General features: G+C 64.1%; 23 protein-coding genes and 2 pseudogenes. 16 read left to right on the top strand and 9 right to left on the bottom strand.

Annotation, left to right across the window (positions count from 1 at the left end; all coding sequences use genetic code 11):
- The first annotated feature begins 87 nt into the window (after nt 1-87).
- Together IVB24_RS28205 and IVB24_RS28210 are read left to right on the top strand one after the other, a co-directional pair.
- The gene (locus tag IVB24_RS28205; protein WP_247769748.1) at nt 88-318 is read left to right on the top strand and encodes a hypothetical protein; all 231 of its coding nucleotides are present in this window, start codon (nt 88-90) and stop codon (nt 316-318) included.
- A 39-nt stretch (nt 319-357) separates the two neighbouring features.
- Nucleotides 358-756, top strand: a complete 399-nt coding sequence (locus tag IVB24_RS28210; RefSeq protein ID WP_247769749.1) for a hypothetical protein — start codon at nt 358-360, stop codon at nt 754-756.
- Nucleotides 757-1,606: 850 nt separating this feature from the next.
- Here IVB24_RS28210 and IVB24_RS28215 read toward each other — a convergent pair.
- On the bottom strand, nt 1,607-2,488 hold the full coding sequence (locus tag IVB24_RS28215; RefSeq protein WP_247769750.1) for a LysR substrate-binding domain-containing protein: 882 nt from the start codon (nt 2,486-2,488) through the stop codon (nt 1,607-1,609).
- Between the two features lie 102 nt (nt 2,489-2,590).
- Between IVB24_RS28215 and IVB24_RS28220 the strand changes: the two genes are divergently transcribed.
- On the top strand, nt 2,591-3,736 hold the full coding sequence (locus tag IVB24_RS28220; RefSeq protein WP_247769751.1) for an acyl-CoA dehydrogenase family protein: 1,146 nt from the start codon (nt 2,591-2,593) through the stop codon (nt 3,734-3,736).
- 112 nt (nt 3,737-3,848) lie between these two features.
- Here the strand turns inward: IVB24_RS28220 and IVB24_RS28225 are convergent.
- Both IVB24_RS28225 and IVB24_RS28230 read right to left on the bottom strand, forming a co-directional pair.
- Nucleotides 3,849-4,055: pseudogene (locus IVB24_RS28225) on the bottom strand (SET domain-containing protein-lysine N-methyltransferase); the annotation flags it as partial.
- Nucleotides 4,056-4,123: 68 nt separating this feature from the next.
- Nucleotides 4,124-4,978, bottom strand: coding sequence for a LysR family transcriptional regulator (locus IVB24_RS28230; RefSeq protein WP_247769752.1), 855 nt, complete (start codon nt 4,976-4,978; stop codon nt 4,124-4,126).
- 219 nt (nt 4,979-5,197) lie between these two features.
- Here IVB24_RS28230 and IVB24_RS28235 point away from each other — a divergent pair.
- From IVB24_RS28235 to IVB24_RS28245, 3 genes and pseudogenes are all read left to right on the top strand, one after another.
- Nucleotides 5,198-6,032 (top strand): annotated as a pseudogene (locus IVB24_RS28235) (oxidoreductase).
- A 48-nt stretch (nt 6,033-6,080) separates the two neighbouring features.
- Nucleotides 6,081-6,929 (top strand): alpha/beta hydrolase, encoded by an 849-nt coding sequence (locus IVB24_RS28240; protein WP_247769754.1) that lies wholly within the window; start codon nt 6,081-6,083, stop codon nt 6,927-6,929.
- A gap of 103 nt (nt 6,930-7,032) precedes the next feature.
- Complete coding sequence (locus tag IVB24_RS28245) at nt 7,033-7,563, top strand: VOC family protein (RefSeq protein ID WP_247769755.1); 531 nt, start codon at nt 7,033-7,035, stop codon at nt 7,561-7,563.
- 72 nt (nt 7,564-7,635) lie between these two features.
- Here IVB24_RS28245 and IVB24_RS28250 read toward each other — a convergent pair whose 3' ends face one another.
- Nucleotides 7,636-8,190, bottom strand: coding sequence for an SET domain-containing protein (locus tag IVB24_RS28250; protein WP_166468781.1), 555 nt, complete (start codon nt 8,188-8,190; stop codon nt 7,636-7,638).
- 160 nt (nt 8,191-8,350) lie between these two features.
- Between IVB24_RS28250 and IVB24_RS28255 the strand changes: the two genes are divergently transcribed.
- Nucleotides 8,351-8,953, top strand: coding sequence for a hypothetical protein (locus IVB24_RS28255; protein WP_247769756.1), 603 nt, complete (start codon nt 8,351-8,353; stop codon nt 8,951-8,953).
- Nucleotides 8,954-8,976: 23 nt separating this feature from the next.
- Here the strand turns inward: IVB24_RS28255 and IVB24_RS28260 are convergent, their stop codons facing one another.
- Entirely contained in the window at nt 8,977-9,705 is a 729-nt protein-coding gene (locus IVB24_RS28260; protein WP_247769757.1) for a TetR-like C-terminal domain-containing protein, read from the bottom strand.
- 106 nt (nt 9,706-9,811) lie between these two features.
- Between IVB24_RS28260 and IVB24_RS28265 the strand changes: the two genes are divergently transcribed.
- The 6 genes from IVB24_RS28265 (at nt 9,812) to IVB24_RS28290 (ending at nt 14,100) form a co-directional block, all read left to right on the top strand.
- Entirely contained in the window at nt 9,812-11,209 is a 1,398-nt protein-coding gene (locus tag IVB24_RS28265) for a carotenoid oxygenase family protein (RefSeq protein WP_247769758.1), read from the top strand.
- A 71-nt stretch (nt 11,210-11,280) separates the two neighbouring features.
- On the top strand, nt 11,281-11,544 hold the full coding sequence (locus IVB24_RS28270) for a hypothetical protein (protein WP_247769760.1): 264 nt from the start codon (nt 11,281-11,283) through the stop codon (nt 11,542-11,544).
- A 76-nt stretch (nt 11,545-11,620) separates the two neighbouring features.
- Entirely contained in the window at nt 11,621-12,196 is a 576-nt protein-coding gene (locus tag IVB24_RS28275) for a hypothetical protein (RefSeq protein WP_247769761.1), read from the top strand.
- Between the two features lie 12 nt (nt 12,197-12,208).
- Nucleotides 12,209-12,763: a septation protein IspZ gene (locus IVB24_RS28280; RefSeq protein WP_247769762.1), complete on the top strand. Its 555-nt coding sequence runs from the start codon at nt 12,209-12,211 to the stop codon at nt 12,761-12,763.
- A gap of 105 nt (nt 12,764-12,868) precedes the next feature.
- A complete protein-coding gene (locus IVB24_RS28285; RefSeq protein ID WP_028181202.1) occupies nt 12,869-13,165 on the top strand; it encodes a hypothetical protein in 297 nt (98 codons plus the stop codon).
- Between the two features lie 14 nt (nt 13,166-13,179).
- On the top strand, nt 13,180-14,100 hold the full coding sequence (locus tag IVB24_RS28290; protein ID WP_247769763.1) for an SH3 domain-containing protein: 921 nt from the start codon (nt 13,180-13,182) through the stop codon (nt 14,098-14,100).
- Nucleotides 14,101-14,243: 143 nt separating this feature from the next.
- Here IVB24_RS28290 and IVB24_RS28295 read toward each other — a convergent pair whose 3' ends face one another.
- Nucleotides 14,244-15,899 (bottom strand): fumarate hydratase, encoded by a 1,656-nt coding sequence (locus IVB24_RS28295; RefSeq protein WP_247769764.1) that lies wholly within the window; start codon nt 15,897-15,899, stop codon nt 14,244-14,246.
- 212 nt (nt 15,900-16,111) lie between these two features.
- Between IVB24_RS28295 and IVB24_RS28300 the strand changes: the two genes are divergently transcribed.
- The 3 genes from IVB24_RS28300 (at nt 16,112) to IVB24_RS28310 (ending at nt 18,526) form a co-directional block, all read left to right on the top strand.
- Nucleotides 16,112-16,585, top strand: a complete 474-nt coding sequence (locus IVB24_RS28300; protein WP_247769765.1) for a hypothetical protein — start codon at nt 16,112-16,114, stop codon at nt 16,583-16,585.
- A 271-nt stretch (nt 16,586-16,856) separates the two neighbouring features.
- Nucleotides 16,857-17,030 (top strand): hypothetical protein, encoded by a 174-nt coding sequence (locus IVB24_RS28305; protein WP_162848669.1) that lies wholly within the window; start codon nt 16,857-16,859, stop codon nt 17,028-17,030.
- 374 nt (nt 17,031-17,404) lie between these two features.
- Nucleotides 17,405-18,526: a helix-turn-helix transcriptional regulator gene (locus tag IVB24_RS28310; RefSeq protein WP_247769766.1), complete on the top strand. Its 1,122-nt coding sequence runs from the start codon at nt 17,405-17,407 to the stop codon at nt 18,524-18,526.
- Nucleotides 18,527-18,879: 353 nt separating this feature from the next.
- Here IVB24_RS28310 and IVB24_RS28315 read toward each other — a convergent pair whose 3' ends face one another.
- From IVB24_RS28315 to IVB24_RS28325, 3 genes are all read right to left on the bottom strand, one after another.
- Complete coding sequence (locus IVB24_RS28315) at nt 18,880-19,587, bottom strand: glutathione S-transferase (RefSeq protein ID WP_247769768.1); 708 nt, start codon at nt 19,585-19,587, stop codon at nt 18,880-18,882.
- A gap of 197 nt (nt 19,588-19,784) precedes the next feature.
- The gene (locus tag IVB24_RS28320; protein ID WP_247769769.1) at nt 19,785-20,465 is read right to left on the bottom strand and encodes a lectin; all 681 of its coding nucleotides are present in this window, start codon (nt 20,463-20,465) and stop codon (nt 19,785-19,787) included.
- Between the two features lie 145 nt (nt 20,466-20,610).
- Nucleotides 20,611-21,621 carry a Tim44 domain-containing protein gene (locus tag IVB24_RS28325; RefSeq protein ID WP_094972319.1) on the bottom strand — a complete coding sequence of 337 codons (1,011 nt, stop codon included), beginning with the start codon at nt 21,619-21,621 and terminating at the stop codon, nt 20,611-20,613.
- Nucleotides 21,622-21,835 lie beyond the last annotated feature (214 nt).

Raw genomic sequence — 21,835 nt, forward strand, 5'->3', positions numbered from 1 at the left:
CATGCGAATTTCAGAGCTTCCATTACCCCCGAGGTAATCGAAACCGACCCCGCACGGCGGCATCCTCAGTGGCAACAGGAGTTCGCCATGATTGCTCTCGTGATCTACCGCGCCGTCGCCGACCACGTCGTTCCCTTCGCCGTCACCCTGACCACGCGGATGCTGGCGCGCAGCCTCAACATGCCGGAGCCGCTGCTGCATTCGACCGGCGACTATGTGGTCGCGCGGGTCACGGCCTTCGAGCACGGCGTCGGCTGGAGCCTCTGTCCGTTCCGCCTCGCCCGCCTGCTCCGCGCCTGGTGGCGCAGACGGCATTGAGTTTCATCCAAGCCCACCCCCCAACTACGGAGACCTCAAATGATCGATGCATCCACCTTCCTGCGCCGCGCGCTGCTTGCCGATGCCATCTTCAGCGGCGGCGCCGCCCTCGGCTTCACCTTCGGCGCAGGCGCGTTCGCGACACTGTTCAACCTGCCGGAGGCCCTGCTGCGCGAGACCGGCCTGTTCCTGATCGCCTACACCGGGCTGGTCGGCTGGCTCGCCTCACGCGCCTCGGTGGCGAAGCCGCTCGTGTTGCTGGTCGTGGTCGGCAATACGGCCTGGACGGTCGGCAGCATCGCGCTGCTGTTGTCCGGCGCGGTGTCGCCGAATATCGCCGGCGAGCTCATGGTCGTCGCGCAGGCGATCGCCACCGGCGTGTTCGCCGAGCTGCAATATGTGGGATTGCGGAAGAGTGCGAGCGTGGTGGCGGCGTGATGGCTTCGTGACATGACGCGGCACGGCCCGAGAGAACGCGAACGTCTCCTCAAATCGCATCGTATCCGAATGCATGACCTCGCGTTCTCGCGGCGCATTTCGCCCGAGCTTTGCCCGATCGATCGCGCCCTTCGTTGCCGGAGGGCGCAGGGAAGGCCGGGCGCCGGCGGCACCCGCAGGTCCGTGGGCGATAAGAACGCACACGGGGTGGACCACAGGTGTGCCGGTCGCCCGGCCTTCCCTGCGCGGATGGTTTTAACGGTGTCCTTCGTGCTCTCCTCGGGGAGCGTTGCACTATTGCCCCCGTCCCCTTGCGGCTGATCGATGTGAGGACCCGGTCGGGCCGCCGCATCACCGCAAGACTTGACGCCAGAACCCCGGGCGTCGGGACCACACGACTTCTCCGTCCGCGGACGGCCTGGCCTCAGCGCCCGGGGCTTGGTGTGCGCACCCCGGACCATCGACCAAACCGCTGTGACCGCGCCGTGTCGTATGCGCATTGCGCCGGGACTCAACGGTCGCCCGTCCCTGTTCCCCGCACATCGCGCCGGCGCTACCGCGTCCACCGCACCCCGGCCCGCATCTCGTGACGATCGCGAAGCGCCCCTCTGGCAGGGCCGGGATGGCGGGTGTATGCCATAAATCCGAAATTCGGAAAAGAGAAATATTTTAGCTGAGAGGGATTGACGGGTTTTGGGTGTTTTGCCAGGACAGGCCGATGCCCCATCATGATCTTCAGTCCTGCCAATCCCCTGCGCCGCAACAGCCGCCTTTTTCAACACAACCGGCCTCAAGCTGACATCGGCGCCCCTATTTGAGACCAGAACGGCATTGGAGCAGGAAGCCTGCTTCACACCGCGGCGAGCACCCATTCGATAAATTTTCCAATGGCTGGACGATTTTTGCCCCCCGCGCGATGGACCGCATAGAACCCATAGCCGCTCAGCTTTACCGATGACACCGGAACGAGGGCTCCCGTCGCCAATTCCGGAGCGATCAGAATATCGCTGCAGATGGCGACACCTTGTCCGGCGATGGCGGCCTCGATGGCATGAAGCTCTTCTTGGAATCTCAAACTTACAAGCGACGCAAAGTCGTGTTTCGACCGAGGGAACGCCGCGCGTTGCCAGCGCTGCCACGACGGGGCATGCGTATCGCCAGGCGGCCATGCGGCCTCGATCAGTGGAAGTTGCCCGAGCTGGGCCGGCTGCACCTTCTTGGTCCGAAGGCCAACGAGCTTTGGGCTCGCCACGACGTAGAAGGTGTCGCGCATCAGTTCGATGACGTGCCCGTCGCGCGGGGGGCCGAGAGCGTAGCGGATCGCAACATCCGCTTCGTCCGACTCAAGGTTCAGAACCGCGTCTGTACCAACAATGTCGAGCTTGAGCCGGGGATGCGCTGCCCGCCAAGACGACAGGCGAGGCAGCAGCCAACGAGCCGCGAAGGCGTTAGTCGCCGTGATGCGCAGATGCTGGCCCGCGCGACCAGTTTGAATATCCGACAGCGTCGCAGCAAACTGTCCAAAGCCCTCACGTACCACCGGAAAAAGCTGCTGGCCTGCTTGGGTCAATGCCAGCGGTCGGGGCCGACGACGAAACAGCGGCCTACCGCAATACTTCTCCAAGAGCTTAATCTGGTGACTGATCGCGGTCGGTGTCACGCCAAGCTCTGCCGCCGCGTGCTTGAAACTCAAATGGCGCGCCGCGGCCTCAAAGGCACGTAATTCCGTCAAGGGAGGCAACTTTCGCATTGACGGAATGTAGATGAAACTACCTCATCTGCACGTGAAATGTTTTGGGCTTGCGTCGGTAACGGCAATCCCGACTATGGGCCCATGCGAGAGGACAATAAAGCAGCCCCTTTTCTGGAAGCGCTTCGACTCATCGAACCGTTGATCGCCGAACATCGGTCGACGTTTGATGTCGCGCGTCAACTGCACGAAAGCGTTTTCGAAGCCTTGGCCGAGGGCGGATTCTTCAGGCTCTGGCTACCGGCATCACTTGGCGGACCGGAGCTTTCGCCGCTTGCCTTCATGAGCGTCGTAGAACGCGCGGCAGCGCTCGACGGGGCGGTCGGCTGGCTGGTTGGGAATGGAGGCGGCATGAGCCGCGTCGGCGGCTATCTGCCAGAGGCTGTCGTACGCAGTTGGTTTCAGAACCATCGCGCATTTGTCGTGAGCGCGACGGGGGCGGTAGGGACGGCCATTCCGGTCGATGGCGGATTTCGCGTCTCGGGACGTTGGCCATTCGGAAGTGGTGCGCCGCATGGCACCCATTTCATGGGATTGGTGACGATCGGAGAAAACCAAGTGCCCGATCAGCCTCGGTACTGCTGCTATTTCGAGCGGAAGCAAGTCAAGATTCACGACACTTGGCATGTTTCGGGCTTGCGCGGTACCGGAAGCGCGGACTGGGAGGTTGTCGAAGCATACGTTCCGGCCGACTGGACGCATCCGTTCATTGGCAACATACCAAAAGACAATGCATTGCTTTATCGCATCCCAGCGCTTTCAGCGTGGACGGTCGCGGTGGTGCCACTGGGCATCGCGCGAGGAGCCATCGATAGCTTCGCGGCGCTTGCGGAGGCGAAGGGTCGGCTCGGGACGGTCGGCGTCATGCGCGATCGGGAAGTTGTGCAGGCAATGGTCGGCAGGGTAGAGTCGCTCTATCAATCCGCCCGCGCATTCCTCATCCAGGCGATGACAGAGCTGATGAATGCGATTGATATTGGCGGTGACAGGCTTGTCGAGGCGCGGCTGGGATTGCGGACGGCGGCAGCCCATGCAGCCGAAACCGCTTCCCGAATTGTCGACATGCTAGCCGCCGAGGCCGGGGCTGAAGCCATCTTCGAAGGCAATGCGCTGGAGCGCGCCGTTCGCGACGTACAGGCCGCCAGCAAACATATCGCCATGAACCCTTCGATATTCGTGACAGCCGGCCGCGTCAAACTTGGTTTAGAGGTGGGACCAGCCCGTTTTTAGCTCGCTGACGCTAAACGCAAGGCGAGCATAATAGGTCCGCTTTCGGGTGCATAGCGATCAAGAACGGCTGGCAGTCCTTCGACCGCCTAGCAGCCCGTGGGATCTACAACGCTCACACCTTGCCGCGACCGACCTTGCCGGCAAAATGCTTGCCGTTCAGCTTCTTCTTTTTCGCCGCCGTAGTCGTTGCACCCGCCTTCTGCGCCTTGCGCTCCCCGCGCGCCTTCACCTTGGCGGCTTCCGCCCGTGCCTCGGCGCGCTGCTTCTTGCGCTTCTCGCACGGTTCGCACTTGCAGCCGATCGGCTTCAGATAGGCTTTAAGGCTGACGTCTCCCGAGGTCGCTGAAGGGGCCAGTTGCAAACGTCACATCACTTCTTCTTTTCGTACTATGCGGCCGCGTCCACGAGATGGTCCGATACCGTCGAGATGAACGCGCGGAGACGCTCAAGACGCCGTAGGTCACGGTGGTATCCCATCCAAATGTCTCGCGCTGGCGGGAGCGTCGGCAGGTCCAGTCTACGGATACCAGGGATCTGGTTGCCGACCACGCGGGGCAGGACAGCGATGCCGACGCCTTCCCTGCACATGCGCCCCTGGACGTTGCGGTTGTTCGATCGCAGAACCGGTTTTGCGTTGGGGAAACTCTCGATGAGCCACGCGATGTCGGGAAAGTGGGGCGTGGATGGCGTGATCAGCCGGAAACCAGTCCCATCGCCATATTTGGGATCAGCCGCCTCCTCCGCGATGTAGACGCCGTAGTCGAGCCTGAAGAGCCGCCGCTGAATGACATCGGCAGCGTCGAACGGAACGGCACGAAAAGCGACTTCAGCCTCCCGCTGGGCGAGGCTGAATCGGCGAGTGCCGGTCTGGATCTCGACGTCGACGTTCGGATAGGCTTTCGAGAAATCCGCCAGGATAGGAGGGAGGACATAGGCCCCGAACCAGTCCGTTGACGAAATGCGCAGACTGCCTTTGAGATTCTGTTCCTGCCCCGCAAGCCGGCGCTCCATGGCCAGCGCGCCTTCTTCCATTTGTTCCGCCAGCGCGACGATCCCGTGGCCCTCTTCGGTCAGAACGAGACCATCCGCTGTGCGTTGGAAGAGCGTGTGGCCGATCGCCTGCTCAAGTGCGCGAAGGCGTCTGCCGACGGTTGGATGGCTTGTCTGAAGAGAACGCGCGGCGCCTCCGAGCGTGCCGGTTCGTGCGATAGCAAGAAAGATTCTGACGTCACTCCATTCCATCGCGACCACCCGCACAAAACTGAACGCCGAGAGTACATTTATGTTAGTTCAAGAACAAATCTAAGCACCTAGATCCCCGCCATGGTCTGGTGCGTCCTTCTGTGGCTTCCCCCGACCCGTGAGGGCAGCCGCTTGGGTGACCCCAAGTGTGGAACCCAAGGGAAGCTCGACGGTTCGCGACGGCGTGGCGTCGTCGGAAAACAACTCGGAGAAGAAGTCATGAAAACTTGGCTCATCACAGGCTGCTCAAGCGGCTTCGGCCAGCGGCTCGCGCTCGCTGCAGCACGGCGCGGCGCGGCGCGGCGACCGGGTCATCGCGACGGCACGCAATGTCAAGACGATCGAGGAAATGGCCGAGCCTTTCGGCGGCCGCATGATCACTTTGCCACTCGACGTGACCGATGCGGCGGCAGCCAACGCAGCGGTCGCAAAGGCGGTCGAGACGTTTGGCGGGTTTGACGTGCTCGTGAACAATGCCGGCTATGGACTGTTCGGCGCGATCGAGGAAGGCACGCCCGAGGAATATCGGCCGATGTTCGAGGTGAACGTCTTCGGTCTGATCGAAACCACCAGAGCCGCTTTGCCCGTGCTGCGAAGTTCGGGCGGAACGATCGTCAACATGTCGTCCGGCGCGGGCATCGCGGGCGGCGGCGGCGGAGGTTATTACAACGCCGCCAAGTTTGCCGTGGAAGGAGTTTCGGAAGCGCTCGCCGGCGAGCTGAAGCCGTTCGGCATTCGCGTGCTGATCGTCGAACCCGGGCCGTTTCGCACCGATTTCCTTGGCCGTTCGATCACGATGGCGGCCAACGAGATGCCGGAATACGCCACGAGCTCGCGCAAGCGCTATCGAGAAACCAACAACGGCAATCAGGCGGGCGATCCCGACAAGGCGGTCGCGGTGATCCTGCAGGCAGTCGACGCCGATGACGCCCCGCTTCATCTGCCGCTCGGCCCGATCGCGCACGCGATCGCCGAGCGAAAGCTGACTGCCTTCCGCGGCGATATCGACGCCTGGCGCGACATCACGATCGCCACCGATTTCGACCAGCCCTGAGCGCTGGCACGAGCTCCGTGAACGTCAACATCTGACTGGAAAGCGATCATGATCGCAACTTTGAAGGGGTTTACCCAGCAGCTGGTGCCGGTGAATGGCATCAGGATCAACGCCGTCACGGGAGGCTCAGGCCCGCCGATCCTTCTGCTTCACGGCTGGCCGGAAACATGGTGGGAATGGCACAAGGTGATGCCGCTGCTGGCCGGGCATTTCAGCGTGGTGGCCATGGATCTGCGCGGCGCGGGCTTTTCTGACTGCCCGCTCGACGGCTATGACAAGGCGACGATGGCGCGCGACGCGCATGAAGTGATGGTTGCCCTTGGGCATGAACGCTACGCCGTGTGCGGACATGACATCGGCGGAATGGTCGCCTTGCCGCAGGCCGCCATCTATCGGAAGGCTGTTACCCACCTAGCCGTCCTCGACGTTCCGCTTCCCGGCTGGACCGGATGGGAGGCGACGACCGCAAGGCTCTGGCACTTCAGCTTCCATATGAACCGGGACCTGCCCGAGCGCCTGATTCATGGCCGTGAACACGACTATGTTTCGACCTTCATGGCAGAGCGGTTCTACGATCACAGCACCTTCAATCCGGCGGACATCGAGATCTACGCCAAGGCGATGGCGCTTCCTGGCCGCACGCGTGGCGGCATGGAATGGTACCGCACCCTCGCCGCCGATCATGCGACTGCGCTCGCGTACAAGAAGCAACCGCTCGAGATGCCGGTGCTTGGCCTGGGTGGGGACCAGCGGTTCGGTGCGCAGATGGTGCCGATGCTCAGGGAGTTCGCCACCAATGTGAGGGGCGGCTCGATCGCGCGGTGCAGCCACTATGTCGCGGACGAGCGGCCGGATGAAGTCGCAGCCGCCCTGATCGAGTTCCTCAAGGCCAATTGAAACTCGGCGCCCGCGCCGCCGTGGGCCGGGCAGATCGCGAGGCTACGGCGCAATGCGCCCGCAGCGATCGCGATGGATCGAATAAATAGCAAAGGAGACTGTCATGACCGCACCCGTCATTCGCGGCGTCAATCATATCGGCATCACGGTGCCTGACATCGAAGCAGCCAAATCGTTCCTGGTGGAAGCTTTCGGCGGCCAGGTGATCTACCAGTCCTTCGGACCGCAGGATCCGCCGCGGCAGGGACCCGAATTCGAGCGGGCCGTCGGCGCTTTTCCCGGAACGGTCGTGCGTGCGCAGGCGATGGTCAAGATCGGAACCGGACCCGATATCGAGCTCTTCGAAATGCACGGTCCCGAGCAAGCCAAGCCGATCCGGGCGAGCGACTTCGGCATCACGCACTTCGCTCTCTACACCGACGACATCGACGCATCGGTCGAGCGCTTCGAGAAGGCGGGAGGCACACCCCTCACCGCGCCGCGCGCTATTCCCTATGCAACCGAGAAAGGTCCTGGAAACAAGGTCTGCTACTGCCGCATGCCGTGGGGCACGACGATGGAATTCATCACCACGCCGGACCGCATGGCCTATCATGACCAGACGGATCTGCGCAGGTGGCAGGATGAGGACTGAGCAGGGCGCGAAAAGGGACCCGCATCAGCTCATTCGCGACGATGCTGACGATGTCAGACCACGAAAGAAGCGCTACGCCTTGGCCCGGCCGGCCTTGCCGGCGAAATGCTTGCCGTTAAGTTTCTTCTTTTTCGCCGTGCTCTTCGGGGCCACCTTCTTCGCCTTGCGCGCCTTCACCTTGGCGGCTTCCGCCCGTGCCTCGGCGCGCAGCTTCTTGCGCTTCTTCTCGCACGACTCGCACTTGCAACCGATCGGCTTCAGATAGGCTTTGAAATAGTCAGTGCCGTAATCGTAATTGATCTCGTCGCCCGGCTCGATGTTCCTGATGGCGCGGATGAAGACCTTGCGCTCGCGCGGCCGGACGTCGGACTCGGCGTTGGGCCGGCAGGAATGGTTGATGTAGCGGGCGAGGTTCTTGCGCACCGAGCCGTCGATGGTCCAGCGTCCGTTGAGCTCGAACAGGTATTTGTTCTCGATCTCGTCGTGCGCGGGAATCTTGGAGTCCAGAATCGGTCCGAAATAGCGGATGATCCGGGTCCCCTTCTTGATCGGCATGGTGGCGAACAGGCCAAGTCCGGTCTTGGAGCGGCCGACCCGGTAGGATTTGCTGGAAGCGATGGCTGGCATGATCAAGGGTAATGAGAAACGCAAACGAGGCGAGAGGCCTCAGGCGAAGCCGCTCTTCTAGAACGATTCCGCGCCGCTGTCAGGTCTATCCCACGCCTGTTTGAACCTTGCCCACAATGAAGACGTCTGATGGGACGGAGTTCCCCGCGATGAATCCCTCATGAACCGCATCACCCTGCGCCTGGCTGTCTTGATGACTTGCATCGGCCTGAACAGCGCCGGCGCCCAATCCGTGGGCAGCACATACACCTCGACGGCGCCGAAGGATTGCCGTCAGATCGGCAGGCCCAGCGAGCTCGACGGCGGCACCACGCGGGCATGCCCGGGCAAGGACGGCCTGACGGTGCTGATTGCCGAGGACGATCTTCGCGAAATCGTCTCGGTCGGCCGCAATCGCAGGCAAGCTGCCGACGAACCGGCGGCCAAGGTCTGGTTCGGCCCGTTCAATTCGTCGGAGACCACGATCGAATGGCGCGCCGTGGGCGCAAAGCCGTTCGCGATCATCCAGCGCTGGCACATCGCCGACAATGACGATCCCGACAAGCAAGGCCGGCCGAACACCAAGGCCATGCTGGTCGTGACCCGGCTGCCGCCGGGCCCGGTCTGTCACGTCGCCTATGTCGATGCGATCGCCAACCCCACCGCCAACGAGCTCGCGCGCAAGGCCGCCGACGATTTCGCCCGCGGCTTCGTGTGCGGCAAGGACGAGGTGAAGATCGTCGGCACGCGCGGCCGCGCCGTCGAGCTGGCGACGATGCGGTAGACGCTGGCGGGCTCGCGCGGCCGCTATGCGTGAGGTTTCATGGTCAAGGGCACCGTCAGCATCGCCTCGAGCAGCCGTTCCGCCGTCGTGCCCTCGGGCAGCCGCCCGAGGATGTCTTCGAGCCGTCCGTCGAGCAGCAGCGTGGTGAAGCCGTGCACCATCGACCAGGCCCGTGCGATCGCGGCGCCCTGGTTCAACGTCAGCGCGTCGCCGCTGATCCGCTCCTGCCGCATCATGCCGATCGCATTCGCAAGCCCGGCGAAGGAGGCTTCGGCCGCCTCGTGCAGCGAGGGCCTGGAATAGTCGAGCCGCTCCGTGCGGAACATGATGCTGTACATGCCGGGATGGGCCTGCGCATAGGCGACATAGGCTTTGGGGCGCGCCAGCGCGGCTTCGAGCGGCGTGGTGGCGGCATCGCATGATGACGCCATCGCCGCGTTGAACTGGCGGAAGCCGACGGCCGCGAGTTCGCTGAGCAGGCCGGTGAGATCGCCGAAATGATGGGTGGGTGCGGCATGCGAGACGCCCGCCTCGCGCGCCACCGCACGCAAGGTGAGGCCGGCGAGCCCGTCGCGCTCCAGCACCCGTTCGGCGGCCTGGAGCAGCGCCTCGCGCAGGGCGCCGTGATGATAGGGCGTCTCGCTCTTCACGCCCGCCGCGCCGCGCTTTGGGCGCGATGCGGCAGTCGAATTCGTTCTTCTGGGGGAACGCGCGCTTCGCGCCGTTTCGCCCTTGGTGTCGGTCTTTGCCATTCGCAAGATATATGACGCAATATTGACAGTGTAAAGATTTCGCTTGACGGACGCGACGATCGGCGCTATCTGATCTTTACGATGTAAAGATAGGGAGGGATACGCCGTGCAGCACGACGCCGTCGCCGAGCGCCGCAACAATGTCGCGCCGATCCCGTTCGAAGCGGACGCGCCATTCCTGAAGATCATCGGCGAATTGCCGCGCGAGCTCAACGGCGTGCTCTATCGCAACGGTCCCAATCCGCAGTTCGATTCCCCCGGCGCACATTGGTTCGTCGGCGACGGCATGCTGCACGCCTTTCACCTCGAGAACGGCCGCGCCAGCTATCGCAACCGCTGGGTCCGCACCCCGAAATGGCTCGCCGAGCACGATGCCGGCCGCGCCTTGTTCGGCGGCTTCGGCCGCAAGCTGCCGGATGCGCCCGCTGATCTCACCGACGGCGGCGTCGCCAACACCAACATCATCTTCCATGCCGGCAAGCTGCTGGCGCTGGAAGAAGCGCATCTGCCGACCGAGATCGAGCCGGGCACGCTGGCGACACGCGGCTATCACGACTACCAGGGCCGCGTCGCCGGCAGTTTTACCGCGCATCCGAAGATCGATCCCGTCACCGGCGAGCTCGTGTTCTTCGGTTACAACGCGGCGGGACCGCTGACGCCTGCCCTCTCCTACGGCTCGATCGACGCCGCCGGCAAGGCGACGCGCTTCGAGCGGTTCGAGGCGCCCTATGCCAGCATGGTGCACGACTTCATCGTCACCGCGAACCATGTGTTGTTTCCGATCCTGCCGATCACAGGCAGCATGGAGCGCGCCATGAGCGGACGGCCGCCTTACGCCTGGGAGCCGGACAAGGGCGCCTATGTCGGCGTGATGAAGCGGAGCGGCACGGCAAAGGACATCGTCTGGTTTCGCGGTGAAGCCTGCTACGTCTTCCACATCATGAACGCGTGGGAGGACGACAACCGCATCATTGCCGACGTCATGCAGTTCGAGGAAGCGCCGCTGTTTCCGCATCCCGACGGCCGGCCGACCGATCCGGAGAAGTCGCGCGCCCGGCACTGCCGCTGGACCTTCGATCTCTCCGGGACTACCGACCGCTTCCAGCAGACCTATCTCGACGACCTCACCGGCGAATTCCCGCGTATCGACGACCGCCACGCCGGGCTGAAGAACCGTCACGGCTGGTACGCCTGCGCCAACCCGAAACGGCCGGTATTCGGCGCGCTGTCCGGCATCGTCCATGTCGACGGCAACGGCAGGCGTCTCGGCCATTATCTGCTGCCCGCCGGCGACACCATTTCCGAACCGGTGTTCGTCGAGAGATCGAAGGATGCGGCCGAGGGCGATGGCTGGCTGCTGGCCGTCATCTGGCGGGCGTGGGAGAATCGCAGCGATCTCGCCGTCTTCAACGCCACCGATGTCGAAGCGGGCCCCGTCGCGCTGGTGCAGCTCGGCCACCGCGTGCCCGACGGCTTTCACGGCAATTGGGTGGGGGCGCAGTAGCTCCCGTCATGCGGAGGCGCGCTCGTGGCGCGCGTCCGGCCACAGCACGGACGTGTCACCAGAAGGCCCGTATGCAGATGCCCTCAATCACCGCAGACCTCCTCGCCATCCTCGCCCTGGTCTGCGCCGCACTCACCCTCGAGGTGGTCCGGCTGCGGCGGAGCGGACAGGTCATCTTCAACGGCGGCATCCTGCTCGCCCTCGGCCTCGCGATCGCCTGCGCGCTCCCCCTCCTGTCGCGCCTGAACTGGGCGGATCTGGTCGACGAGGTGTCCGACCAAGCGATTGCGGCCATTCAGCTTTTGCAGGCCGCCTACATCATTTTGACACTGTAAAGATTTCGCTTGACCCGATCACGCCTCTGAACTATTTATCTTTCCATCGTAAAGATCGGCCTGACCGAGGGTGGCAATGGCGATTTTCCTGATCCTCGCGCCCTACGGCGCTTTCAGCCTGCTGATGCTGGTGACGTCGGCCGCTTCAAGCGTGTTCGCGGCGTCCGCGATCTGCCTCGCCACCGTCGCGATCGATGTGCTGCGCGGCCGCTCGGTGAAGATTCTGGCGGCAGGCTCGGCGATCGTGTTCGCCGCAATCGGCCTCTACCTCGCGCTGATCGACCCGCAGCTCGGAACGCTCGGCGTCAAGCTCTCGGTCGATATCGGCATCTTCGTCATCTCGCTCGGCTCGCTGCTGGTCCGCCGCCCCTTCACGCTGCAATATGCGCTTGAAGCGGTGCCGGCCGAGACCGCGGCGATGTCCGGCTTTCTCACCGCCAATTACGTCATCACCGGCGCCTGGACCGTGGCCGCGCTGCTGATGGCGGCTGGCAATCTCGTGCTGCTCTACGTCCCCGGCCTGCCGCTCTGGTCGAGCCTTGCGGTCGCCTTCGCCGCCCGGAACAGCGCGATTTACTTTACAAAGTGGTACCCCGAGTATCTCCAGATCAAGTACGGTACGCCCGCCCGCGCATTGCCCGACGCAAGCTGAACAGGATCGACGATGAAGGACGTATTCGCCCGCCTCGCCTCCGACCTCTTCTCCGCCATCGTCTTCCTGGTCGTCTACCTCGTCACCGACAACGTCATCCTGGCGACGTCGGTGGCGATCGCCGGCGCGTTCGCACAAGTGGTCTACGCCCGCATCAAGGGACAGCCGCTCAACTACATGACTTACGCGAGCCTCGCGCTCGTCGTCGTGCTGGGCACGATCACGCTCCTGACCAATGATCCCCGCTTCATGCTGGCAAAGCCCGCGATCGCGCATTTCGCGATCGGTCTGATCATGCTCAAGCGCGGCTGGATGCTGCGTTACATGCCGCCAATCGTCGTCGAGACCGTTCCGGAATATGTCACGGCAGCGGGCTATGCCTGGGCGGCGCTGATGTTCGTGATCGGCGCCGGCGTGATCATGGTCGCCTCCACAGGCGATCTGAAGCTGTGGGCGTTCTACCTCACGGTGGTCGCCGGCGGCGGCAAGATCCTGGCCTTCGCCGTGCAGTATGTCGTGCTCCGGCTCATCGTCACCAGCCGCCGGCGCGCCGCCGCCCGCGCCTAAATGCCCTATTCGAGGGTTAGTCAGGAGCCGCGAGTTGAGCTATAGGCTCGCTCGGGACTGGCCGCGGATCGTCGCGGTCCGCCGGGATTTGTTCGGGAGACGGGAATGGCCGTAGACGGCAACTGGAATCTGACCATGACGACGCCGATGGGCGAGCGCCAGGCGACGCTGACCCTGTTGAGCTCCGGCGGCACGCTGACGGGCACGCAGGGCGCGGAAGGTAATACCGCCGAGATTTTCGACGGCACCATCAGCGGCGACGCCGTCAACTGGAAGGTTTCCATCACCAATCCGATGCCGTTGACGCTCGAGTTCATCGGCAAGGTCTCCGGCGACAGCATGAGCGGCGAGATGGGCATCGGCCCGATGGGCAGCTTTCCGTTCACGGGCGTACGGGCGTAACGCCGCGCAGCAACATGCGCGTGTTTCGTCTCATCGCGGCGACGATGCTGTGCGTCGCGACGCAAGCGGCGCGCGCGGATGACACCGAGCCGGCGTGGCGCGCAAGCGCGCTCGCCCTGGTGCCGGCAGGATACGTCGCCGGCACCGCTTATCGAACCGAGGGTTCGACAGGCTATCTCGCCGTCTATCCCGCGCCATCGAACGATCCGAAAACACCGGCCAGCGTGTTCGCTGCGCGCCAGGCGCTCGTGGTCACGCTGACATCGGATGCGACACGCGCCGTTTCAGCCGAGTTGAAGCCGCGCGTGGAGCCCGATCCCGACGATGACGCGACCGATTTCGCAAAGCTGCACGCCGAGCTTGCGGCCAAGCGGGCGACGCTCCCTGACGGCACCGAGCCCTGCGACCTCGGCGCCTGGTCCATCGACAAGGACCCCGCCGGCCTCAACGTGCGCGCCGAGCCGTCGGCGACGGCGCGTGTGCTCGGCACGCTGCCGCCGCCCTATCGCTTGAAGCTGGGCGGCGCCGAGAACACGCCCGACGGCGGCTGGCTCACCGAATTCCGCATCATCGGCTTCAGGAACGGCTGGTTTCTGATCGAAGGCGCCAAGCCGCCGGGCAAGGACTACGAGGACGAGAAGAGATATCCGCGCAGCGCGCCAAAGCCCTACGTCGGGCGCGGCTGGGTCGCATCCAACAAGGTCGGTGCCGCCTATGCGAATGGCGCCACCCGCATGGGCGGCCTGTTTCAGGCCCCCTTCGTCGATGCCAAATGGATGCCGGCCCAGCGCGAGCTTGGCGGCGCGATCGACACCGACGGCGGTCCGAAGCGCCTGTTCGCCTGCAGCGGCCTCTGGGGCCTGGTCGAGAGCCAGGACGGCGTCCGCGGCTGGTGGCGCGCGCTGTGCTCGAACCAGGTCACAAATTGCAGTTAGAAGACTGAAGCCGTCGTGGCCGGGCTTGTCCCGGCCATCCACGTCTTCCTCGCAGCACCAGGAACGTGGATGCCCGGGACAAGCCCGGCATGACGACGTTTCCTAAAGGCACATGCTGCCTCACTCGCAGAAGCGAGAGTCAGCTAGCCCAAATTCAATTCCTTGAAGAAGTCGTTCCCCTTGTCATCGATGATGATGAACGCCGGGAAGTCGACGACTTCGATGCGCCAGATCGCTTCCATGCCGAGCTCGGGATATTCGAGCACCTCGACCTTCTTGATGCAGTGCTCGGCGAGATTCGCAGCCGCACCGCCGATCGAGCCGAGATAGAAGCCGCCATACTTCTTGCAGGCCTCGCGCACGGCCGGCGCGCGATTGCCCTTGGCGACCATCACCATCGAGCCGCCGGCGGCCTGGAACTGGTCGACGAAGGAATCCATGCGGCCCGCCGTGGTCGGACCGAACGCGCCGGAAGCGTAGCCTTCGGGCGTCTTGGCGGGGCCGGCGTAATAGACCGGATGGTTCTTGAAGTAATCCGGCAGCGGCTCGCCCTTCTCCAGCCGCTCGCGCAGCTTGGCATGGGCGCTATCGCGCGCGACGATCATGGTGCCGGACATCGAGACCCGGGTCTTGATCGGGTGCTTCGAGAACGTCGCCAGGATGTCCTTCATCGGCTGATTGAGATCGATCTTGACGACATCGCCGCCGAGCGCCTGCTCGACCTCAGGCAGATACTGCGCCGGGTTGTGCTCGAGCTCTTCGAGATAGACGCCGTCTTTGGTGATCTTGCCGAGCACCTGGCGATCGGCCGAGCACGACACGCCAAGCCCGATCGGGAGCGAAGCGCCATGACGCGGCATGCGGATCACGCGCACGTCGTGGCAGAAATACTTGCCTCCGAACTGCGCGCCGACGCCGAGCGACTGCGTCATCTTGTGGATTTCCTGCTCCATCTCGACGTCGCGGAAGGCATTGCCGTCGGGCGAGCCGTGGGTCGGCAGCGCATCGAGATAGCGGGCCGACGCCAGCTTCACCGTCTTCATGCAGAGCTCGGCCGAGGTGCCGCCGATCACGATGGCGAGGTGATAAGGCGGGCACGCAGCGGTGCCGAGGGTGAGGATCTTTTCCTTCAGGAAGGCGAGCAGCCGGTCCTTGGTCAGCACCGAGGGCGTCGCCTGGAACAGGAAGCTCTTGTTGGCGGAACCGCCGCCCTTGGCCATGAACATGAACTTGTAGGCGTCATCACCTTCGGCGTAGATCTCGCACTGCGCCGGCATGTTGTTGGCGGTGTTCTTCTCCTCGTACATCGAGAGCGGTGCGACCTGCGAGTAGCGCAGGTTGCGGCGAAGATACGCATCGCGCGCGCCTTCCGACAGCGCCGCCTCGTCGTCGCCGTCGGTGATGACGTTGCAACCCTTCTTGCCCATGATGATCGCGGTGCCGGTGTCCTGGCACATGGGCAGCACGCCGCCGGCCGCGATGTTGGCATTCTTCAAGAAGTCCAGCGCGACGAATTTGTCGTTCGGGCTGGCCTCGCCGTCCTCCAGGATGGCGCGGAGCTGCTTCAGATGGCCGGGGCGCAGGTAATGGTTGATGTCGCCGAAAGCAGCCTCCGACAACGCCCGTAGCGCCTCGCGCGACACCACCAGCATGTCCTTGCCCAGAACCTTCTCGACCCTGACACCCTCGGCCGTGATCTTCTTGTAGGGCGTCTCGTCCTTGCCCAGCGGAAACAGCGGGGTGTGCTTGTAGGGCGGAACGGGCTTGGACTGGTCGGGGAAAGCGGTCGGAGCGTTCATGGGCGAATCCAGGGGTTTTGGGGCCGTCGCGGGCGTCTCAGCATGGAAGCGTTCTAAGCCCATTTTGAGCGGAAAGGAAAGGGAACGACGCGCATGGGGCAGGCCGGCTCGGGCTCGGGAAGGCGCTGACACAGCACGTGGAAATGCCCGTTCCCACCCTTGCGCTTCGCGCCCGGCGACGCTTGAATGCGCCGCTTAAGGGGCTTTTCATCATGACTTTGAACTTGAACGTCCGCGGCGCGATCCTGGTCGCCGCCGCCATCACTGGACTTGTGACCCTCGCCTCGCCCGCGCGCGCCGACCGCTGCGACGACAGCGCCAAGGAGCTGGCGAACCAGGTCGATCGCCTCAAGGTGATTTTCCGGGCCGCCAACGTTGTTTACCTGACGCACCCGGCGGCCAAGGAGCTGTCCGTGGGTTGCCGCGGCGACAAATATTCCATCGAGCTCTTTGCCAAGGGTGACCGCAAGCCGATGCCGGAATTCTATGCGCTGGTGGGATCGATGGCGGCGATCGTTTTCACCGTGACCAAGGACGACACAACAACGGGCGCGACACGCTGCCTGAAGCGAATGGGTCTGCTGCGCGGCGACAAGGTCAGCATGCGCTATCGGCGGCTCAACATGGAATGCACCCGCACCAAGAAGGACGCGTCCATCGCGATCACGCGCGGCAAGGACGAGTAGAGGGACGTTCGCTCTTTCCACAAACTCGGTCATTGCGAGGAACCCTTGCGACCACGCAATCCAGGCCGTCTCCGCGGAGATAGTCTGGATTGCTTCGCTGCGCTCGCAATGACGAGGAGAGGTCTGGTTGTCTCGTTGATAGAGTGCGAGGCCGCGCACGAAATCAGCCCGTCACACCGCACCAGATCGCTCGCATTTTAACGATTGGCTTGAAAGAATTTTCGCTCGTCGCAGGGCAGGATCAATTGTTTCCATATGTGAGGATTTGCGGATGAACGTTTCTACCGTTGCGCCGCCGCCGATCGCGGTCGTGGTTCCGAGCTACGACACGACCAAGCAGCAGGACGATCAGACCAAGACCAGGGATGCCGACCCCACCTACAAGCCGCAGCCGCCCGCGCCGCTGCCGCCGGGTCAGGGCACGCGGATCGATCAGCTCGCCTGATCGATCCTATCGACGACGAATCGCCCGATCCGGTCGATCGGGCTGTTTCGCGTCCGGCCGAATCTTCGCCGAAGAGCGGGATCAACATCTGCGTCGCCACTCCGGGGCCTGCGCATGATCGCAAGACTCTGGTTCCTTGACACCACGATCGTCGCCGCCAAGAGCGCGCAATCGTCCGCGTCCACGCGAACGTCGCGCCGGCCTCGGTGTTTCTCGCCGCGCCCGGCCGCGGTCATTTCCCCTTCGCACGACCCGTCGTAAGCCACCGCCTCCGGCTCGGAGCGCATCTTCAAGTGTGATCCGCCTCATCAAATCTCCGCGGCCGGCGTGCTCATCTGCGAGGCCGAACGAGCATGCGTCGATGGGACAGGCCGATGGAACTGAATGAAAAGCTGCTGTCGCTGGTGGCGGACATCTACGATGCAGCGCTCGACGATTCCCGATGGTCGTCGACGCTTCGTTGCATCGTCGACATGGCGGGCGGCCAGAGCGGTGGTCTGGTCCGAATCGGAGCAGCCGGCGAGGCCGTGATCGCGCATGCCGTCGGGGTCGAGCCCGCCTATGTTCAGTCCTACATCGAAACCTATGAACCGTTCGATCCCTCGCGCAGCGTGCTCCACGCGCCGGTCGGCGAGATTCAGACGATCAGGGACTGGCTCGACGTCGACGAATTCCGCACCACCATGTTCTACAACGAATGGACGCGACCGCAGGGCCTCGAGGACGCCGCCAATATCCTGCTCGACAAATCTGCCGAGGGAATATCCCGCCTGTCGATCATGAAGGCCGGCGGCCCGGTCGATCGCAGGATGTACCAGGTGATCTCCCACCTCACGCCGCATTTGCAACGGGCCATGATCGTCAGACAGAAGCTGCAGCAGCAGAATGCGCTGGAGACGATTTCGGTCCGCACGCTCGACGCCCTGCGAACGGCCGTGGTGCTGCTCGATGCCGAGGCTCACATCACGCACGCCAATGCCGGCGCGCGCGACATTCTGGACGAGGCCGAAATCCTTCGTTCGGTCCGGGGCCGACTGGTGACGTCCGACCCGAATGCCGATCGTGTGTTGCGGCAGGCGCTGGCGAGCACGGTGGTCGGCGACCGGGCGATGACGAGCGCGAGCATCTCGCTGCATCTGACGGCCCGCGACGGCTCGCATTTCGTCGCGCATCTCCTGCCGCTGACCGCAGGGCGCCGGCAAAGCTTCGCAGCCAGCTACAGTGCCTGCGCCGTCCTGTTCGTCAGCAAGGCCGCGTTCGATACGAGCCTCGCGCCCGACCTGATCCGCAAGCTGTTCAAGCTGACGCCGACCGAGCTGCGCGTGCTCCTGTCCATTGTCGAGATCGGCGGAGTTCCCGACGTGGCCAGAAGCATGGGCACCGCCGAAAGCACGATCAAGACCCATCTCGCCCGGATCTTCGCAAAGACCGGTACCAAACGACAGGCGGATCTGGTCCGGCTGATGGCGGCCTTCACACCGCCGATCAAGATCTGAAGTCGGGCCCTGGTGTCCAGCCTGCGGAGAGGACCGCCCTCCCGTGCAAGGGTCCGGAAAATCGTCCCTCCTCCTCTGAACGAGTGACGTCGCTGCGTGCGAACCTCACTAAGGGAACCCCGCACCTCTGCGACAGGAGACGACGATGTTCTGCAAGCCACCCTGCCCCGACGAGCACGACCTCTCTCCCGTCCCCGACGATTCCGACAATCTGCCTGAGCCGGAGCGTTCACATGGGCTTCCCGGCCACCACGCGTTCGGGCGATCGACCTTGCCCGAAGCGGCCGGTCCGGAACGGGGGCTGCCGCCAGCCCCCCCTCCGGACCGGCTAGATTCCCTGCGTTGAAAACGCTCTAGCCATCGAGCTCACGATAGCGGCGGAAGATGCCCTGCTCGTTGAAGGGAATGCGGCGCTCGCTTGCCAGATAGGCCTTGATGTTCGGCCGCGCGGCGATGCGGTCGTGCAGGGCGACGAGCCCCGGGATGTCCGTCTCGAACGCCGTCATGCGCTTGGGGAAGGCATAGCGCAGCCCCGCGACGATCTGGAACAGCGAGAGATCGACGTAAGTGAGCCGCCGGCCGGTGACGTAGGCGCCGCCATTCCCGGTGAGAAGCTGCTCGAAATAGCCGAGATATTTCGGCACCCGCTCACTCCAGAAATCCGCCGTGCGTTTCTTCGCCGGCGGCTTCTGGTCCTCGTAATAGAGCGAGGGTCCGAGCGGATGATGGGTATCGTGGATCTCGACCACGAAATCGGTGATGGTGAGCTGCAGCTGGTGCACCCAGAGTTTTCCGGCCTCCGTCTTCGGTGCGAGCCCATGGCGGGCGCCGAGATAGAGCAGGATGTTGGCGGTCTGGCCGATGACGACCTTGCCCGCTCTCAGGAACGGCGGCGCAAACGGCGGCGTGCCCTGATGCGCGTCCATCATCTTCATCATCGCAGCCGTACCGCGCGCTCCGCGCGCGACATCGACGTAAGCGGCCCCCGCCTCCTCCAGCGCCAGCCGCACATATTCGCCGCGGCCCTGGATCTCGGGCCAGTAGTAGAGCTCGTATTTCATGAGAGAGGTCCGTGAGCGTGGGGACGATCGGACCAATGTAGCATAGAGCCGCATGTTCCGTCGTCGTGGGATGGAACATCGGCCCCACACGTCATTGCGAGCGCAAGCAAAGCAATCCAGAGCGTCTCCGCGGAGGCAGTCTGGATTTGCTTCGCTACGCTCGCAATGACGACTTGAAAGAGCTTCGCGCCCTTAACTCAATTCGCCGCAAAACAATACAACAACCCGTCGCCGCCGGTGCTCTTCAGATCGGCCTGCGAGCAGCCGCCCTCGGGACCGCGCGAGGGGTGGGAGCTGTTCCATGATTTCGACGGCTCATCGTCGCGAAGGCCTTGACGATCCGCGTGGCCGACGACCGCGGCGCCTTGCGTGTTCGACGTCCAATTCTTGCAGGTCTTGTCGTCACCGGCGGCGAACGCGGTGCCGTCGGGTTGCGTGCCCGTCAGGATGTCGTGCCGGTTCGGCGTGTCACCGCGGCCGTTGATGACCTCGCCCTTTTCGCTGAGCGCCGTCTGCTTGGTGAGGTTGTTGGCAGCGCCGTGCAGCTCGGCCACGTCCTTGGCGATCATCGTGCCCTTGGCGTTCTGCCACGGTCCCTTGCCGATGCGGTCCTTGGCGTTGACGGCCGGCTTGCCGTCGGCGGCCTGCGTCGAGAGATAGGCACGCCAGGTCTTGGTGGCGGCGCCGCCGGCCTGCGCAAGCTTCTGGCACTGCGCATCGGCTCCCTCGAGCCCGCCGAGATCAGCGCCCTTGCCCGGGCCATTGGACGTCACGAAGAACGTCATGTCGGCCGACTGCGCTTGCGCCGATGGCATCGCCAGTAAGGCCATTGCCAGCGCAAGGCCTGAAATCGTCACGGTCTTCTCGATGCGGATCATGTGGTCCTCCCGTTGTGCTTGTCGTTGGCTGCCTGATTTCAACCCAAGGCGCGTCCGCTTATTCCAATGCCGCGCGAGACGCCGAAAAGAAAAAGGCGCCGTGCGGTAAGCACGACGCCCTCGTTTCGTCGGAGTGTTTCAGCGATCAGTTGGTCTGCTGGATCGCCGACAATTCCCAGCCGCTGCCGGGCCGTCGCGCGAAGGTCCAGACTTCGGTGACTTCGCCCGGCTGTTCGCTGCCGGCGACGACCGTGCCGCTGTTGCGGTCGAGCGTCTTGTCGGTGAGTGCGAAGCGCAGCGCCACTGTGGCGTAGTCGGTCTCGCCTTCACGCCAGGCTTCCGCTAGGTCGCCCTGCAACAGCTTCACATTGGTGACCTTGTTGACGACGTTCTTCGCACGGTTCTGGCCGAGGTCCTGCTCGAAATAGGAGACCATTTCCGGCGTCGCGAGCGTATGCAGCTTGGCCACGTCCTCGTTCGACCAGGCGGTCTGGACGTCGCCGAGCAGGCGCTCGAACGCCTCGTAATCGTCCGGCTTGATCTCGAGCGGCGCGTTATTGGCGTTCGCGCCGAAGCCGAAGCCGCCAAGACCACCACCAAGTCCGCCACGCTGGTTCGGCTGCGGTCCGGGAGCTGCGCCCGCATCGGCATTGGCATAGGCCGCCTGCGGCGTGTGACGGCGCTGCCACCAGGACATCGCCAGCCGCACCACCAGCACCACGAGCGCGATCTGGATGATCAGGCCGATGATCGAGGACAGGCCGCCGAGGCCGCCGAACAGGCCGCCGCCGAACAGCATGCCGAGCAGGCCGGCACCGAGGAAGCCGGCCGCAAGGCCGCCCATGATGCCGCCGGCACGACCGCCGAACAGGCCGCCGCGCGCGGGCGCGGACGCAGCCGAGTTCATGCCTGCGCCCGGCTGGGTGTAGGTGCGGTTGAATTGCGAGGCCGAGCCCGGCGCCGTGGAGGTCGAGGGCGGCGCCGCAAAGGTGCGCGCGCCGCGTGAGCCCGACGAGCCGCCGCCGCCGACACGCGCGTCGGCGGACGAGATCGCCAGGGCGGTCGGCAGCGCAAGCGCCAGCACGACAGCGATCGTCTTGAAGAGACTGCGGGAGCGTAGCGAGAAATTCATGTGCGTTTCCCAAATCCCCGGCATGGGGAAGTGCCCCTAAGATGGGCAGACTTGCCGAAAAGTGAAGTGTGTTTGGGAACTTGCGGCTGCGGCCCTCAGTCGCGGGGATGTGGCAAAAGCCCATATTTGGCGAAGGCTTGGCCGGATGCGCGGGGGAACCGGGTTGCGGGCTACCGGCGATTTAGAAAGCGAACTCCGCTTTTCCCTCGTCAATGACGGCAGAACGAAGCGCCCTCCC

It is taken from the genome of Bradyrhizobium sp. 192 (assembly GCF_023100965.1).
GTDB classification, from domain to species: domain Bacteria; phylum Pseudomonadota; class Alphaproteobacteria; order Rhizobiales; family Xanthobacteraceae; genus Bradyrhizobium; species Bradyrhizobium symbiodeficiens.

Bases quoted from the DNA above. Each gene is read 5' to 3' on its own strand.
- IVB24_RS28205 (WP_247769748.1), top strand. From the start codon at position 88: ATGATTGCTCTCGTGATCTACCGCGCCGTCGCCGACCACGTCGTTCCC.
- IVB24_RS28210 (WP_247769749.1), top strand. From the start codon at position 358: ATGATCGATGCATCCACCTTCCTGCGCCGCGCGCTGCTTGCCGATGCC.
- IVB24_RS28220 (WP_247769751.1), top strand. From the start codon at position 2,591: ATGCGAGAGGACAATAAAGCAGCCCCTTTTCTGGAAGCGCTTCGACTC.
- IVB24_RS28230 (WP_247769752.1), bottom strand. From the start codon at position 4,978: ATGGAATGGAGTGACGTCAGAATCTTTCTTGCTATCGCACGAACCGGC.
- IVB24_RS28240 (WP_247769754.1), top strand. From the start codon at position 6,081: ATGATCGCAACTTTGAAGGGGTTTACCCAGCAGCTGGTGCCGGTGAAT.
- IVB24_RS28245 (WP_247769755.1), top strand. From the start codon at position 7,033: ATGACCGCACCCGTCATTCGCGGCGTCAATCATATCGGCATCACGGTG.
- IVB24_RS28250 (WP_166468781.1), bottom strand. From the start codon at position 8,190: ATGCCAGCCATCGCTTCCAGCAAATCCTACCGGGTCGGCCGCTCCAAG.
- IVB24_RS28255 (WP_247769756.1), top strand. From the start codon at position 8,351: ATGAACCGCATCACCCTGCGCCTGGCTGTCTTGATGACTTGCATCGGC.
- IVB24_RS28260 (WP_247769757.1), bottom strand. From the start codon at position 9,705: ATGGCAAAGACCGACACCAAGGGCGAAACGGCGCGAAGCGCGCGTTCC.
- IVB24_RS28270 (WP_247769760.1), top strand. From the start codon at position 11,281: ATGCAGATGCCCTCAATCACCGCAGACCTCCTCGCCATCCTCGCCCTG.
- IVB24_RS28275 (WP_247769761.1), top strand. From the start codon at position 11,621: ATGGCGATTTTCCTGATCCTCGCGCCCTACGGCGCTTTCAGCCTGCTG.
- IVB24_RS28280 (WP_247769762.1), top strand. From the start codon at position 12,209: ATGAAGGACGTATTCGCCCGCCTCGCCTCCGACCTCTTCTCCGCCATC.
- IVB24_RS28285 (WP_028181202.1), top strand. From the start codon at position 12,869: ATGGCCGTAGACGGCAACTGGAATCTGACCATGACGACGCCGATGGGC.
- IVB24_RS28290 (WP_247769763.1), top strand. From the start codon at position 13,180: ATGCGCGTGTTTCGTCTCATCGCGGCGACGATGCTGTGCGTCGCGACG.
- IVB24_RS28295 (WP_247769764.1), bottom strand. From the start codon at position 15,899: ATGAACGCTCCGACCGCTTTCCCCGACCAGTCCAAGCCCGTTCCGCCC.
- IVB24_RS28300 (WP_247769765.1), top strand. From the start codon at position 16,112: ATGACTTTGAACTTGAACGTCCGCGGCGCGATCCTGGTCGCCGCCGCC.
- IVB24_RS28305 (WP_162848669.1), top strand. From the start codon at position 16,857: ATGAACGTTTCTACCGTTGCGCCGCCGCCGATCGCGGTCGTGGTTCCG.
- IVB24_RS28310 (WP_247769766.1), top strand. From the start codon at position 17,405: ATGGAACTGAATGAAAAGCTGCTGTCGCTGGTGGCGGACATCTACGAT.
- IVB24_RS28315 (WP_247769768.1), bottom strand. From the start codon at position 19,587: ATGAAATACGAGCTCTACTACTGGCCCGAGATCCAGGGCCGCGGCGAA.
- IVB24_RS28320 (WP_247769769.1), bottom strand. From the start codon at position 20,465: ATGATCCGCATCGAGAAGACCGTGACGATTTCAGGCCTTGCGCTGGCA.
- IVB24_RS28325 (WP_094972319.1), bottom strand. From the start codon at position 21,621: ATGCCGGGGATTTGGGAAACGCACATGAATTTCTCGCTACGCTCCCGC.